We start from the raw sequence: 15,216 nt of genomic DNA, 5'->3' as shown, positions 1-15,216 counted from the left end.
TTTTTATCCACTACTTATTGAAACTATTTGATGTTTTCCGAAAGCAATGAAATGATTTTTTCTGACACAGGTTTTGACGATTTATAATTTTGCCCAGTAATTAGTCTGCCATCCACTTCAACATGTGGTGTATTCGGCTTGGAAAACTTAAAAACACCACCTCTTTCTTCAATCGTTTTTTTAATTAAAAAAGGAAATGTTTTAAAATAAGGCCTGTCTTTACGTTCATAGTCATCTGGATATCCATTTACTCTTTTGTTTTTAACTAAATATTCTCCATTACTCGTTTTAAGATTCACAATACCAGCCGTTCCATGACATACAGATGAAATAATACCGTTATGTTTTTCATAAATCTCCATAACAATATTAGCTATTTCTTTATTCTGTGGTACATCGAACATAACGCTTCCTCCTCCGATATACTGAACTGCCTTATATTCAGAAGTATTTATTTGACTTGGAGTTAAGGTAGTTTTGAGTTTATTCATAAAGTCCGCAGTGTAGACATATTTTTTTGATAATTCATCGGAAGTATTGATATATGCCAGTGGAATAGCTCCTCCTTTAGGGCTAACGAAATTTACCTCATAACCATTTTTAGTAAAAACATCATAGGCATTTACGATTTCGGAAAAACTATTTCCCGTTCTTAATTCAGTATTCCCGTAAAAATGTGCGTTTGAAACTATGAATAATACTTTCTCTTTTTTCGGACTCTCCTTTAAGCGAGTAGCTGTCTTACTTATAATTTTCCAGCCATTGGGTGTTTGCTTTAACAAAAATAAATCGATATAAACTATCTTGCTCTTTGAAAAGAAAATTTCAACTTTTGCCTGAGCAATGTCTTCAAATATAGTAACATCCAATACTTTTCCTATTCGACCGTTAAACTTTCCTTTCCTTTCAGGACTAAAAAAGTTTGTATATTGATCAACTGTAAGTTTCTGAAAACCAGATCTAGTCGTTAAATATAAAGTCGCATCGGAAACAAAAGCACTCTTTATAAGCTCCCTATTGTTATAAGAACTCCCTTCTATGTAACCATTTAACGTATTCGTTATTAATTTTTGATTAGATTCCTCCTTGTTCTGCGCAAAGATTGAATTCAAAAAGAAAAGTGCAGCTAAAAAATATATGTTCTTCATTTTTAAAAATTTTATGTTTTTCCAAAAATGAAAAACTACTCTTAAAATTGAATTCTTAGTTATAATTTAGGCGTCCAGAATTATAATTATGTACTTATAACTCCCTTGTAATCGACTTTTTAAACTCTGATGGTGTTTTTCCCACTATCTTTTTAAAAGTAGCATAAAAATTAGATTTAGAGGAAAAACCAGATTCATATCCAATAGCTTCTAAGGTTAAATTATCATTTCTATGAAGTAATTTCTTCGCTTCTTCGATTTTGAATTCATTAATATATTGGGAAAAACTCTTTCCCATATTATCATTCAACAGTTGCGATAACTTATGTGGAGTCACTTCCAGTTCTTTACTTAATTCCTTTAAATTTAAGTTAGCTTTCTTATACATTTTCTTCTCGAACATCAGATCGTTTAATCTCGTAATTAAAATCGCTACCTCACCGCTATCTATTTTTTTAGAACTATATTTTTCAGAAACCTCTTGAAAAATTATGTTCCTGTTTTTCTTAAATAAAAGGAATACAACCAACCCATAAAATACCAACGAAAATGTTAAAGTAGCCACATAATACAAATGAAAATATCCTACTATATAAGCAATATAAATTAAAAGATTACCCGAAAGGACAGACAAAAGCCATTGCTCTTTAATTGATATTTTTTCTCTTTTTATAAATTGCCATAGTATTTGACGAATTTGAATAGTAGAAGCCATTAAATACATTCCCCAAGACAAGTAAATAAACCTAATGAAGTAGGTCCCCCATAATTTGGGCTCAGTTTTATAAGGTAAAGTAATTCCAATTGAAAAAATGATTAATATCAGAACTAAATAATGAAGCTTCCATAATTTCGGAACTACATCAATATTTTCTAAGGATACTTTTATATAATAAAACAATGAAATTCCAATTAAAAAACATCCTGAGAGTCCTATTTGAAGTATAGTCAGATTAACGTTTTCCTTCTCTGTAAAAACGATATAAACTGACTTGCCTATTCTTATACTTAACATTAATAAAAGAATTCCAAGAAACGTATTCTGAGCCCTTTTTACTTTATTGAAAAATAAAAAATACAGACTCAGTAAAAATCCATTGAAAACGCCAAGAGAGCAAAAGAAAAATAATATCGATTCTTTCAAGATTAATCGTTTTAAAACGCCACTAAAATAAAAAAGCTCAGAAAAATTCTGAGCTTTTAAAATTATAAATATTGTATTATTATTTCTTAGTATAAGAAACAGTCATATTCGTTACTAAATCTTGACCTTGAATCTTCATTGTCATGTCAATGTTAGATTGCACAGGAACTCCCGATTTTCTATCGATATTCATACTTCCTTTAATATCTCCTTCTCCGATTCCAGTAACTTTACCTCCAATTTCCAGAACTACTTTGTTTGTTTCAATAGATTTAACCTTGTATACAAAGTTCATCTCCAAACCATTCTTACTTTTCGACATTGTCCAAGTATCACCAACTGCAACCTTATGTTCTGGATAAACTACTGATGAGTCGTTTGTATAGTCACTTGCTCCAGGAATATTAGGTTCAGCTTTTGTTTCTAAAACTTCCCCTAAGTGATTACCTTTCATAGTAATAACCGTTTTCAACATTGGATCCATTCTTGTTTTCATTATTTTTCCAGCCTCATCTAGTTCAGATTCACTTTTAGAAGAATCATACGATACCGTCATTCCTCCTTGCGCCATATCCATAGTCATTTTGTCGAACTTAACTGAAGCATTATATGAATTGTCTGATACATCAGTTATTGATTGATTCATAACAATATTCATTTTATTTGTCATTAATCCTGCTCCCATAATCTGGTTCATTTTCATGTCCATTGTATAAGACGCTCCTTTTTCATAGTTCAAACGTAATAGAACTTTTTCTTGTGCCAACGTAATTGTTGAAATAAACAATAAAGCAAAGGCAGTTATTTTTTTGATCATATTAAATTGTAATTTATGGCGACGAATATACGGAAATTTAAAAAAAAGGATTACTCTATTTTATTAAAACACTAAGGAAAACTAAGTATTGAATAACACCTCATAATTAAAAATTATATGCGACCACTTTGATTCTATCTTTTTTTTAATCACATTTGAATAGTGTTATACCAATTATGATTTGAAATTAATGTAAAAGAAAATAATGATTTTTTTCTTTATTTAAAAGAAGAAGAAAGGAAAAAAGGGTGTTTTATTACGGTAATTTCAATTGGTAAATGGTATTATATCAATTAAGATTTGAGCAACTAAATAAACAACAGCTTAACAATGGATTATAGCAAACAACAACTGCCCAAAGAAGTTCTGTTACAACTTTATAAAAGCATGCTTTTACCTAGATTAATAGAAGAGAAAATGCTTATTTTATTGCGTCAAGGGAAAATTTCAAAATGGTTTAGTGGTATTGGTCAAGAAGCTATATCTATTGGAGTAACTCATGCCTTGGAAAATGATGAATACATTTTACCCATGCATAGAAATTTAGGTGTTTTTACTTCTAGAAGGATTCCTTTGCATCGTTTATTCTCTCAATGGCAAGGTAAAGCTAACGGATTTACAAAAGGAAGAGATCGTAGTTTTCATTTTGGCACCCAAGACTATAAAATAATAGGAATGATTTCTCATTTAGGCCCGCAAATGGGTATTGCAAGTGGTATTGCTCTTGCCAATAAACTAAGAAAATCAGAAAAGGTTTGTGCCGTATTTACAGGTGATGGAGGTACTAGCGAAGGAGATTTTCATGAGGCATTAAATGTTGCTTCCATATGGAAATTACCCGTTTTGTTTTGTGTTGAGAATAATGGTTATGGACTCTCCACTCCCACTTCAGAGCAGTATAATTGTGAACATATAGCCGATCGTGGTATTGGTTATGGAATGGAGTCTCATAAAATTGATGGAAACAATATTATTGATGTATACACTAAAATTCAAAAACTAGCTGATAGTGTTCGAAAAGACCCAAGACCGATTTTAATAGAATTTAAAACATTTAGAATGAGAGGTCATGAAGAAGCTAGTGGCACAAAATATGTTCCAAAAGAACTTCTCGATTCTTGGGAATTAAAAGACCCCATTAACAACTTTAGAGAGTTTTTATTTTCGGAAAATATTCTTTCGGAGCATTTGGATGATCAGTACAAACAAGAAATTAGCCATCAGATTCAAGAAGATTTAAATAGAACATTTGACGAACCCGTTATTACTTCAACGGTTGAAAATGAATTAAAGGATTTATATAAAAGTAAAATACCAATTTCATCTTCTCCTTCATCAGAAAAAGAGAATATCAGATTAATTGATGCCATTTCTGAAGGACTAAAACAGTCGATGGAAAAACATGAAGACCTTGTTGTAATGGGACAAGATGTTGCCGAATATGGAGGAGTATTTAAAATAACCGAAGGCTTTTTAGATTTATTTGGTAAAGAAAGAGTTAGGAATACTCCTATATGCGAATCTGCCATAGTTTCTTTAGCTTACGGTCTTTCCATTCAAAAAATGAAAGCAGTAGTTGAAATGCAATTTGCAGACTTTGTTTCTACTGGTTTTAATCCTATAGTGAACTTACTTGCCAAATCGCATTACCGTTGGGGTCAAGAAGCCGATATTGTTATACGGATGCCTTGTGGCGCAGGTGTTGGAGCTGGTCCTTTTCACTCTCAAACCAATGAAGCTTGGTTTACGAAAACTCCAGGTTTAAAAGTAATTTATCCTGCATTTCCAAAAGATGCTAAAGGTTTACTCATTGCCGCTATAAATGATCCTAATCCCGTACTATTCTTTGAACACAAAGGTTTATATCGTAGTATTTATGAAGATGTGCCTTCTAATTATTATACACTTCCATTGGGCAAAGCCTCAATTTTAAAAGAAGGGAATGATATTACAGTTATAACTTTTGGAGCTGCCGTTCATTGGACTCTTGAAGTATTAAATTCATTAAATATTGAAGTTTCTGTTGATCTCATCGACTTAAGATCATTACAACCTTTGGATACGGAAGCCATTTTTAACTCCGTAAAGAAAACGGGTAAAGTAATTATTTTTCAAGAAGATTCTTTATTTGGAGGTATTTCCAGTGATATTTCTTCTTTAATTATGGAAAATTGCTTCGAATATCTTGATGCTCCTGTAAAAAGAGTAGCAAGTCTAGAAACTCCTATTCCATTTGCTGCCAATCTTGAGCAACAATATTTACCCAAAGAACGTTTTAAAGAAGAGTTAATTAAGTTGGTTGAATATTAAAAGTAATTAGAAGATAAAAATTAATGATATAGCATTCCAAAAACGTTGTTATCCGAAAATACAGAAGCGATAACCGTTATATGAGTAGGGATCTAATACATTATAAGCCATGAAATAAAAGAAAACAAAATGAACTACCCCGATGCAAGCATCGGGTAATTCCCCCCTAAGAGATTAAAAAATATTAGAGGATACTTTAAGATAATCTTTATAAATTTTCTTTAATTCCTTTTCTCCAAAAGTAAATTCCAAAAACACAAGTAACAATAGCAAACATAATTCCGTTTTCACCAAGCCAGTGTTCTGTTCCCGTATTTTTAATCGTTAATTCAGGTAATATTTTTTGGATATACACATTGCTTACTGCGTGAAAAATTACTGCCGGCCAAAGACTTTTAGATTTAAAAGTGTAATACGTCAATATAAATGAGATTGACACAATAAAAACATAAAATGAAGTCAATTCTAACATTACATTTTTACCATAATATACAATTAGAGGCCAATGCCAAGAAGCCCAAATTATTCCACTAAAAATAGAAACACCACTAAAAGAAAGAACCTTTTTTAATTCGTATATAAAGAACCCTCTCCAACCAATTTCTTCTCCTAATGTCGTTGCTGATGATCTAATAACTTCAACAGTTCCTAACAATACAATGGCTATAATTATTGAAGATGTTGTATTTAAATTTCCTATTCCAACTAAACCAAGTTCAGCAGCCCAATCAGAAATTACTTTCTTATCAGCTAAAGTTCCTAATTCAAAAATCCATATTAATAGATAAGTTATTATACCATATAATGCCGGAATCAAATAAGATAATCGAATATATTTCCAATTCCCCCAATTCCAATTTAAAGAAGAAATAGACCGTCCTTTTATCTTTAAGGTAAGTATCGCGGCAATTGCGGGACACCACATTAAACCTCCAATATATATCCTTGAAGGATATAAATTAACTATGGCATAATGGAATATTGAGCTTAACGCAGTAACAATAATTAAAAAAATAAAGATTGTATTCCATGCCTGCTTTCGCTCTGTCAAGTTTTTTTGCATTTGAGTTTTTTATTAAGTTTTTTATTGAAGACGAAGAGTTGGAAAATATGTTACACACTAAAATAAATTAAAAACACTTCATTCTATTAACTAGCCATTTAACGTATAAATTAATATATATATCCATTACAACCTCCTTTGTTCGGAACAATTATTTAAATAAAATAGCATTCTTTTACTTTTATTTAGACTCATTAAGCATTAAATTTGTTTTTCTATTATAGTAGTTATGGCAAATAAAAAGATAAACTTACTCTTCAACGGGATATTGCAGGAGCAATACCATTCATCTAATTGTGGCATTATATCAAGAAAATATAATGTTAATCCTTTATATGGTAATGGTTCAGCAATTACATATAGCTTTGATGGCTTATATATTGAATACTTAAATACTACATTTCATGAAGATTATATTTTCAATGACAGTTCTAGTACCAATACCTTAGAATTATCACTTTTATTAAGTGGTGAAAAAATGATGGAATGCGGCAATATGAATATGGAAATGGTACAACAAGACCAAGAATGTTTTCTATTCTCTTCCAGCGGTAAATCAATAAATACAACCTATTTCAAAAATAACTTAATAAAGGAAATTCGAATACGAATGTATTACGAATTCATAAAGAAGCATCAACTAATTGATTTAATTTCACACATAAGAAAATTCGATTTAAATGAAAAAGATTGCAACTTTTTTGCGACAACTTTTTCTTCTAAAACCAATGAAATTCTAACTGATATTTTATCAGATACACGTTCAGGCATTTTAAAAAGATTGTTTCTTGAAGGAAAAACCTTGGAACTAGTTTCAACCTTAAAACAAAGAAAAGCTATTGGAAGATCACCTCAAAGCTTGATAAAAAAACTATATGATGTAAAGAAGATTATTTTATCAAATTTGAATGAACCTTTTTCTGTTAAAGAGTTAGCTAGAAAGGTTTTGCTAAATGACACAGTGCTAAAAAAAGAATATAAACGAGTTTTTAATACCTCAATTTCAGAATATTCTTTATATGTTAGAATGAATAAAGCTAAAGAGCTGCTTTCGCATACAAATAAGCCTATATACGAGATTTCCGACATGGTAGGTTATAAAAATCCTACACACTTTTCTGCTGCCTTTAAAAAACATAGCAAGCAAACACCTAAACAATTTCGAAGTATTTCCTTTAAAATATAAATGATCCCCTATATTTATTTACATTTTGAAACAAATATCCGCCCTTATAAGGCGGATATTTTAATTTAGTTTGTTTTATGGCAAAAAACTTATCAACTAAATTTCAATGTTACAGTGTTTGTTTTATTTTTCTGTTTTGTGCATTTACAATCAGTTCCATTCTCCTTAAGTCAGCGGTATTCATTTTTAAACAGGCTTCTACCCAAATATTTGTTATTTCAAGTAATTCCTTTTTTTGCAATGGAAAAACCTTTTTTAAACATTGGAAATGACTATGATTAAAGTTATAATTTCTATCTATTTTATCAATGTAACTAGTAATGGAATCGACCCCTGTTGTATTATCATTGATTTGATCTATCAAACCAAAATCAAACATTTCTCTTGAACTATATACATTGCCTCCGTATAAAATTTCAGATGCCGTTTTAAAATTTAGTTTTCTGCACAAAAAACTATAAGCTCCCATTCCAGGAAAAAGGTTAAATTTATTTTCAGGAAGACAAAACTTCGCCTTGGAGTTACTTATAATTAAATCATGAGCCATAGCACATTCAAAACCTCCTCCATAAGCATTTCCCTCAACCAAGGCTATAGAAACTGCGGAAAGGTTGAATGCAGTATAAATATTATATATTGCATCAATAGATAGGTGAGCATATTCTCGTAACCCTTCCCTATCTTTAGTTTTTATACAATTCAAGAAATACGGTAAGTCCCCTCCAAGATTGTATACTTCATTATGTCCTGAACAAGAAACTAAATATTTTAAAGGATAAGAATTATCCGTAAACATTATTTTTAAGTCTTCAGAAAAACGAGTGAACTCTCTTAACCCTTCCAGTGTAAAATTCGGTATTCCTTCTGTTTTAATCTTCCAAACTGCCGTTTCCTTTTCTGGAATATAGTTTACTTCTACGTGTTTATATTGATTTAACATTAACGCTTTTTTTTAGTTTGATTAGTTTTTCTAAAACTTTTTCTAAGATACTTTTACAGTAATCTCCTTTGATGTTTTCTTAGGTTTAAAAGACACTTTTTCCATTATCACATCGATTATTTTCTGAACTAAAAATGTTCCAATAGTGAATAAAACCATTAAAATTAAACTGGTTGTAATATCCTTATTATGATATCCCACAAATCCCATTGACCAACAAATCAATACCCATTGAATCACATAAATAGATGTTATCTTTCTACTACAATAGAAAAACAGGTCGGTTACTCTATTTGACTTAAATTTCTTTAATATAAACAGTGATAACCAAAAAAATAATAAGTTACAACCAATCAAATAGACAACACCTCCAATTCCTGTATGAAAATAATCTCTCATATGAAATTCGTAATTCTGCAAACACAAAGCTCCTCCAATAATAAAAGTTACCGCACCAGCTAAAAGCATTAGCTTAAAAGTTTTTTGAACATTCTTTTCATTTTCTTTAAAATAATACCCAAAGAACATTCCAACTAAAATGAATACGAACCAGGGAAATACAGCGAAGTATATATTCCAATCTTTACCCCATAACAAATCCAAAATATAATCGAGGGCAGGAATACCCGCTCTTGTTCCTCTTACAAACTCAGTTAAGATTAAAACAGTTGCCGCTATGTATACTACTAAATACTTGTATTTCTGTGAATATTTGTGGATAATACCCATAAAAATTAGGCAAACTCCTGCAAGTTGTAATATATCTCCTGTCAAAATAAGATATACCATTTTATCAAGACCTATAGGTCTTTCCCAACCATAGGCATGGATAAAACTATCTGGAATAAGCCCCAATAGAATTGGCATAATAAATTTCAGAAAATTCATTAAGTATCCAACTAACATAAGTAATACACCTCTTTTTATAGAATTAATTACGGAGTTATTTCTAGACAATGTGTACGAAAAGCCCATAGCAATTAAGAAAACTCCAGCCCATTTTCCAAAAAAATGTACTACCAATCCTAACCAACTCTCCTCTTGAGTATAACTCGATCCGTAAATTAATAATGTATGTGCCATTGGAATAAAAAATACTCCAATTCCCCTAGCCAAATCAATGGCTTCTATTCGTTTTTTTGATAAATTCCCCATTTTATTCTACCCAACTTAATTTTTTCGACAAAGGTTTTCGTTTTCTATTTACTTCCGTTAATTCCTCTTTTAAGTGCCCCATAAAAAAAACACCTAAGCATTTTTCTCCTTCCTTAACTTCTGCGTGATTTTCAACATATTTCATAGTTGCAGTTCCTGTATCCCAATATCCTCCAATATTCATTGCCGTGCAGCTCAACCATATATTTTGAATTGCACAAGAAACCGCTGCTACTTCTTCCCATTCTGGTAATCGAGAGCTTGGTTTACAAAATATGGCAATCATAGTCGCATTTTTTGCATAACTTTTTGTTTCCTCAAAACGCTCATTTGAAAACTCCTCAACAGAAAATATTTCTCTATAATAATTAGCCATAAAAACACCCATTTCTTGCCTATGGATTCCTTCCAAAACTGAAAATCGCCATGGTTGTGTTAGTTTATGTGTAGGAGCCCAAAGACCATTCTCTATTATAATTTCAACTGTTTCTTTAGAGAGGTGTCTTTCTGAAAAATCAGAAGCATAATAAGATCTTCTCTTCTTAATAATTTCACTTAAACTTTCTATTTCCATTAATTGACAGGTTTAAGTTCAACAAGTTCATCTACATATTTCGCTATAGGATTTTTCAATACCCCACTCAACTTTAGACTTTCTATAGGATCGGTCAAATCGAGCATTTGCTTCGTATTTGATAACTGAAGCTTATTTAAACAACAACGATCAAATTCAGATACAAAAAGATTATATTTCTCATATTTCTCCTGTAATTCTGGATGGTTTTGCTGATACTCCTTAATACTCTTTGCTACAAGTTCCCAAAATTTATCCTCTGTAAAACCACAATAGGTATCTAAAATTTGTCCTAAGAATCTGAAAATACAATCAAAAACATCTGTGAAAATGGATAATATTTTCATTTTATCTGTTGTCTTTGCAAAAAGTCTATCCGCATGTTCTGGTAGGTACATCTCTTCATTAAAAACGATTACTTCTTCAGTAATATCTTTCATTAACATTGAAACAGGTTGATTGTTTTCCAATACTAGAATTATATTTTCGCCATGTGGCATAAATACCAGTTCGTATTTATAAAAACAATGAATTAATGGTTTGAAGTATGCTTTAAGATACTTTTCAACCCAAACACCAGTTTTAATACCTGAGCTTTTTATAAACTCTGCTAACAAAGATGTTCCGTTTTTATCAATATGTAACAACGATGCCATTGTAGCTACCTTTTGAGTACTTGTTATTTTAGAATACGGACTTTCCCTCCATAAGGCTGATAACATCTTGTTATGGGGGTTTGTTTTTCCTAAAACATTATAATAATGATTATGATATCCTACAGTTGCGACTTCTCCTAACATTTCAAAACCTACCTCTTTTAAATAAGTGTCACTTTCTAAAAGTGTATCAATCCATTTTGTAATGTGTGGAGTACTTTGCATATAATAAGGTGATAAACCTCTAACAAATCCCATGTTCAGAATTGACAAGGACGTTTTCGTATATAGCTTCTTCGGATTTGTTAAATTAAACAGAGTTCTAATAGATTGTTGAGCAGAATAATCATCCCCACTTTCTCCAAGTAATACGATTAATTTATTTGCAACATCTGAGGCAAAAACATGCACTAACTTATTTGTCCATTGCCAAGGATGCACTGGCATAAAAATATAATCAGACTTTGATAACTCCTTTTTTTCAAGAACTTCGTTGAACTGATTTATTCTCTCTACTCCTAATTCACTGATTAATAAATTATGGTAATCATATTCTTCAATAGCAGTATAAGTAGCGTACTTTTTGTGAGCAGCTATCCAAAGTATTTTAAAAGGATTATTAGTTTCTGGAGCGTATTTATGATAGTCCTTTATGTTAAACCCAATCCTTCCATTATTCGCTACAAAACAAGGATGACCTTCAGACATTGCGTGTTCAATTTCTTGAAACCCTAAATTAGCCAGCTCTTTTGACGAAAATTCCTCGTGTTCATGTTTATATGCTGCACTAATTAATGTACTCGTAATTTCCTCTAAATACGTCGCTAAAAATTGATCAGGGATCCCAAGTGTTTCTCTAAATTCAGTAATGAACAAAAGCATATCTATGGCTTCTTGCTGCTCATTTTTAAACTTTCGAATACTGCTTACATCTACACTCCAATGATCTAAATGAAATTTCTTTGCTTTAAATTGATATGTTATATCGGCATTATCACTAATAAGTTCATACACATTCCAAGCACCTTCAATTTCATTAAATTTTACTATTGGTGTTAAAATAAGTTCATGAGTAAATTCACTAATCGCTTTTTTAACTAAGTGTTTATTTACTATTCCCCAAGTTTCTGGGTTCATAAAAGTAATTTCTTCGTTATTCATTGCTATGTAACTTATTTAAGGCTTCTTCGTAACTCTGCTTTGTACAAATGGCAAGAGAAGCAACCTTATGAGGTAACTTAATTTCCTTCTGATAAACAAACCCTGCTTTCATATTCAGCTTATGTATTTTTTTATTATTCGCATCGGGCTCTACAACAACTCTTTCAACGTAAGGAAGGCTAAAAAAGTAATCCATAATTGTAGAAAAAACACACCAAGTAAACTGAGGAATTCTTTTCTCTACAGGAGCCACTAAAATGTGCATTCCGTAATCGTTTAACTTAAAGTCATAATGTTTTGCTATAATATCTTCGGAAGCTTTATATCGTTCCATTAAAAAAATGGGGCGATCATTTAGCATACCTATATATGTATGATGATGGGGATTTTTTTCTATTTCATCATAAGAATTATAAACTTGCTCTTTTGAAAAATCCAACATTCCCCAATATTTAGCATACGGTTGTTTTACCCAACTATACAAAATATCTATATCATCTTTAAGATGAATAGGACGTAATACAATGCGCCCAACACCTTCTATTTCTTTGCTAAAAATCTGCTGTTCTATTATTGACATCATACTACTTCTTCAGGTTCATTTTCAACACTGTAAACTGCTATTGGATTTGCTATTTCACCAGCAAATTGTAGTAATGCTACTGGATCGTCTAAATCAATCATTTGCTTATGATTATTTAATTGTAAGCGATTTAAGCATGATAATTTGAAAGTATCAGCAAATAAATCGTACTTGTTAAATTTATCTATCAACTCAGGATGCTGTTGTTGATATTCTTTTATATTCAGTGCTACTAATTGCCAGAATTTATTTTCAGGAAAGTTTGCATGTTCTTCCAATATAGGAGTCAGGTATCTGAAAAAACCATCGAAAACATCTGTAAATATTGACAATAACTTCACATCTTCTGGTACTGGTGCATACATTCTTTTTAAGTCTTCCGGTAATTCTACATCGGGACTTAATATTACCGCTTCTTCAGTAATATCTTTAAGTAAAGCACTTACAGGTATATTATCTTCTAAAACAAGAATAATATTTTCACCATGAGGCATAAACACTAAATCATATTTATAAAAACAATGAATTAATGGACTCAAATAAGCTTTTAAGTAACTACTTATCCAGAATTCAATACTCAATCCAGAACTTTTAATATATTCTGGAAGCAAGGCGTTACCATGGTGATCAATGTGCAGTAATGCCGCCATAGTAATTGGTTTTTGACCTTTATTTATTTTAGAATATGGACTTTCTCTCCACAAGGAAGCTAACATTTTATTATAGTCATTATGAACTCCAAACTCCTCAAAATAAGGATTTACATAGCTTACCGAACCTATTTCACTCAACATTTTAAATCCAGTCTCTTGAATAAACTCATCGTCATAAAGTAAATTTTCCAACCATACTGCCATTTTAGGAGCAGTACCTAAATAATATAGTGGTAATCCTCTCATAAAGCCCATATTTAAAATAGATAGGGCCGATTTCGTATAGAATTTTTGTGGATTTGTTGTATTGAATAAAGTTCTAATTGATTGTTGTGCTAAATATTGGTCTGGTCCGTAGCCCAAACAAACTAAATCGTTTGTTGCGATTTCAGGAGCAAAAACCATCGCTAATTTATTAAACCATTGCCAAGGATGAATAGGAATGAATAAATAGTCTTCTGGTGTTAATCCTTTTGTAGATAATACTTCATTGAACTGATTGATGGTATTCGCATCTAATTCTTGATGAATGAGTTTGTCATAAGGTAAACTCTTTATAGCCGAATAAACAGCCTTCGATTTATGCCCAGCCAACCATAATAAAGAAAAAGAATTTCCTGCCTCAGGTGAATAAGAACGATAATCACTACTATCAAAACCAATGCGTCCATTATTTGCAACAAACCCAGGATGCCCTTCTGTCATAGATTGTTCTATCGTTTGAAAATCAGATTGTGAAAGTTCTTTCGCCGTTGGGTTTCCTTTTGTGATTTTAAAAGCACTACCATACAATGTACTAATAATCTCTTCTAAGTAAACTGGCATTTTTTGATGATCTATTCCTAAGGTTTGCTCAAACTCTTTAATGAATAATATGGCATCTAAATTTACAAGAGTATTATCTTGTTTTTTTATTAAGGTTGACTCTTTAATCAGTAGTTGTTCTAAGGCCAGTTCTTTAGCTTCGAACTCATAAACAATACCAGAAATATCAGATGACAGGGAAAATAGACTCCATCCATCTCCCGTTATTTTTAGCTTTTTAGGAGCTAATATTCTTTCATGTGTAAACTCACATATTGCTTTTTTTACTAATAATTTGTTTGACTGTAACCAAACTTCTGGCTTTATATGTTGAACAGATTGCTGTGGAGAAACCACATTATCTAATGTATTCATAGTACTACGTTTTGAAGGGATTATTTTCTTAATTTGATTTTCGTACGTCTCTCTCTCGAGAAAAGCTAGTTGAGCTGTTTTATGAGGTAATTCTATTATTTTATCTAAAGAAAATCCAATTCTTTCGCACAAGGCAAACATCTTTTTGTTTCTAATATCTGGCTCTACCACAATGTTTTCAATACTTTTATTTGTAAAAACAAAATCCATTATTGACTGAAACATATACCAAGTAAAATGAGGTACTTTTGTGCTTTTTGGTGGAGCAATAATTATATGAACCCCTGCATCAGAAGCTTTGGCGTTATAATGATCATTTATGATGTCATTCTGAGGGTTATAACGTTCTAAAAAAAATACTTCTTCGTTATTATAAACACCAACAAAAACATCATAATCGACGGGTTCTATTAACTTTTTATATTCCCTTTTTACATCTTCTAAAGATGTGTTTTCCATTCCCCAAAAAACAGCATATTCTCTGTTTACCCAATCATGGAGTATTTTCGAATCTTCATTCAAATCAAATGTTCGAATGCTTATTTCTCCAAATTTTTTGTATTGATGGGTAAATACTATTTTATTGTTTACTGACATTTACGACAATTTTACTCACAGTGTGAGATATAAATAATTCATGTTCGGTT

12 protein-coding genes are annotated in these 15,216 nt (G+C 31.1%); 2 read left to right on the top strand and 10 right to left on the bottom strand.

The window, feature by feature from the left end; all coding sequences use genetic code 11:
• Positions 1–23 precede the first annotated feature (23 nt).
• The 3 genes from BLW23_RS03705 to BLW23_RS03695 form a co-directional block, all read right to left on the bottom strand.
• Positions 24–1,148: a nuclear transport factor 2 family protein gene (locus tag BLW23_RS03705; protein WP_093667880.1), complete on the bottom strand. Its 1,125-nt coding sequence runs from the start codon at positions 1,146–1,148 to the stop codon at positions 24–26.
• 94 nt (positions 1,149–1,242) lie between these two features.
• Positions 1,243–2,292, bottom strand: coding sequence for a helix-turn-helix domain-containing protein (locus BLW23_RS03700; protein ID WP_143032102.1), 1,050 nt, complete (start codon positions 2,290–2,292; stop codon positions 1,243–1,245).
• A 79-nt stretch (positions 2,293–2,371) separates the two neighbouring features.
• Positions 2,372–3,109: a DUF6263 family protein gene (locus BLW23_RS03695; protein ID WP_093667878.1), complete on the bottom strand. Its 738-nt coding sequence runs from the start codon at positions 3,107–3,109 to the stop codon at positions 2,372–2,374.
• Positions 3,110–3,439: 330 nt separating this feature from the next.
• On the opposite strand from BLW23_RS03695, the gene BLW23_RS03690 reads away from it, so the two are divergent.
• The gene (locus tag BLW23_RS03690) at positions 3,440–5,419 is read left to right on the top strand and encodes an alpha-ketoacid dehydrogenase subunit alpha/beta (protein WP_093667877.1); all 1,980 of its coding nucleotides are present in this window, start codon (positions 3,440–3,442) and stop codon (positions 5,417–5,419) included.
• A 208-nt stretch (positions 5,420–5,627) separates the two neighbouring features.
• Here BLW23_RS03690 and BLW23_RS03685 read toward each other — a convergent pair whose 3' ends face one another.
• Complete coding sequence (locus BLW23_RS03685) at positions 5,628–6,482, bottom strand: CPBP family intramembrane glutamic endopeptidase (protein ID WP_093667876.1); 855 nt, start codon at positions 6,480–6,482, stop codon at positions 5,628–5,630.
• Positions 6,483–6,711: 229 nt separating this feature from the next.
• Between BLW23_RS03685 and BLW23_RS03680 the strand changes: the two genes are divergently transcribed.
• Complete coding sequence (locus tag BLW23_RS03680; protein WP_093667875.1) at positions 6,712–7,668, top strand: helix-turn-helix transcriptional regulator; 957 nt, start codon at positions 6,712–6,714, stop codon at positions 7,666–7,668.
• Positions 7,669–7,777: 109 nt separating this feature from the next.
• Here BLW23_RS03680 and BLW23_RS03675 read toward each other — a convergent pair whose 3' ends face one another.
• From BLW23_RS03675 to BLW23_RS03655, 6 genes are read right to left on the bottom strand one after another with little or no spacing between them, the layout of a single operon-like run.
• Entirely contained in the window at positions 7,778–8,608 is an 831-nt protein-coding gene (locus BLW23_RS03675) for a crotonase/enoyl-CoA hydratase family protein (protein WP_093667874.1), read from the bottom strand.
• Positions 8,609–8,650: 42 nt separating this feature from the next.
• Entirely contained in the window at positions 8,651–9,763 is a 1,113-nt protein-coding gene (locus BLW23_RS03670; protein WP_093667873.1) for a heparan-alpha-glucosaminide N-acetyltransferase domain-containing protein, read from the bottom strand.
• Position 9,764: 1 nt separating this feature from the next.
• Complete coding sequence (locus BLW23_RS03665; RefSeq protein ID WP_093667872.1) at positions 9,765–10,337, bottom strand: nitroreductase family protein; 573 nt, start codon at positions 10,335–10,337, stop codon at positions 9,765–9,767.
• On the bottom strand, positions 10,337–12,154 hold the full coding sequence (locus tag BLW23_RS03660) for an IucA/IucC family protein (protein WP_218134025.1): 1,818 nt from the start codon (positions 12,152–12,154) through the stop codon (positions 10,337–10,339). The genes BLW23_RS03665 and BLW23_RS03660 overlap by 1 nt, the downstream gene beginning before the upstream one ends.
• A complete protein-coding gene (locus BLW23_RS23470; RefSeq protein ID WP_218134024.1) occupies positions 12,147–12,737 on the bottom strand; it encodes a GNAT family N-acetyltransferase in 591 nt (196 codons plus the stop codon). The genes BLW23_RS03660 and BLW23_RS23470 overlap by 8 nt, the downstream gene beginning before the upstream one ends.
• Positions 12,734–15,166, bottom strand: a complete 2,433-nt coding sequence (locus BLW23_RS03655; RefSeq protein ID WP_093667871.1) for a GNAT family N-acetyltransferase — start codon at positions 15,164–15,166, stop codon at positions 12,734–12,736. Before BLW23_RS03655 ends, BLW23_RS23470 begins: the two co-directional genes overlap by 4 nt.
• Between the last annotated feature and the right edge of the window lie 50 nt (positions 15,167–15,216).

The sequence above is a fragment of the Tenacibaculum sp. MAR_2009_124 genome (genome assembly GCF_900105455.1).
GTDB lineage: Bacteria > Bacteroidota > Bacteroidia > Flavobacteriales > Flavobacteriaceae > Polaribacter.
This window is presented reverse-complemented; position numbering and strand designations above follow the sequence as displayed.

What these genes read in the sequence shown, in the direction of transcription:
- BLW23_RS03705 (WP_093667880.1), bottom strand. Translation starts at nt 1,148, where the DNA reads ATGAAGAACATATATTTTTTAGCTGCACTTTTCTTTTTGAATTCAATC.
- BLW23_RS03695 (WP_093667878.1), bottom strand. Translation starts at nt 3,109, where the DNA reads ATGATCAAAAAAATAACTGCCTTTGCTTTATTGTTTATTTCAACAATT.
- BLW23_RS03690 (WP_093667877.1), top strand. Translation starts at nt 3,440, where the DNA reads ATGGATTATAGCAAACAACAACTGCCCAAAGAAGTTCTGTTACAACTT.
- BLW23_RS03685 (WP_093667876.1), bottom strand. Translation starts at nt 6,482, where the DNA reads ATGCAAAAAAACTTGACAGAGCGAAAGCAGGCATGGAATACAATCTTT.
- BLW23_RS03680 (WP_093667875.1), top strand. Translation starts at nt 6,712, where the DNA reads ATGGCAAATAAAAAGATAAACTTACTCTTCAACGGGATATTGCAGGAG.
- BLW23_RS03675 (WP_093667874.1), bottom strand. Translation starts at nt 8,608, where the DNA reads ATGTTAAATCAATATAAACACGTAGAAGTAAACTATATTCCAGAAAAG.
- BLW23_RS03670 (WP_093667873.1), bottom strand. Translation starts at nt 9,763, where the DNA reads ATGGGGAATTTATCAAAAAAACGAATAGAAGCCATTGATTTGGCTAGG.
- BLW23_RS03665 (WP_093667872.1), bottom strand. Translation starts at nt 10,337, where the DNA reads ATGGAAATAGAAAGTTTAAGTGAAATTATTAAGAAGAGAAGATCTTAT.
- BLW23_RS03660 (WP_218134025.1), bottom strand. Translation starts at nt 12,154, where the DNA reads ATGAATAACGAAGAAATTACTTTTATGAACCCAGAAACTTGGGGAATA.
- BLW23_RS23470 (WP_218134024.1), bottom strand. Translation starts at nt 12,737, where the DNA reads ATGATGTCAATAATAGAACAGCAGATTTTTAGCAAAGAAATAGAAGGT.
- BLW23_RS03655 (WP_093667871.1), bottom strand. Translation starts at nt 15,166, where the DNA reads ATGTCAGTAAACAATAAAATAGTATTTACCCATCAATACAAAAAATTT.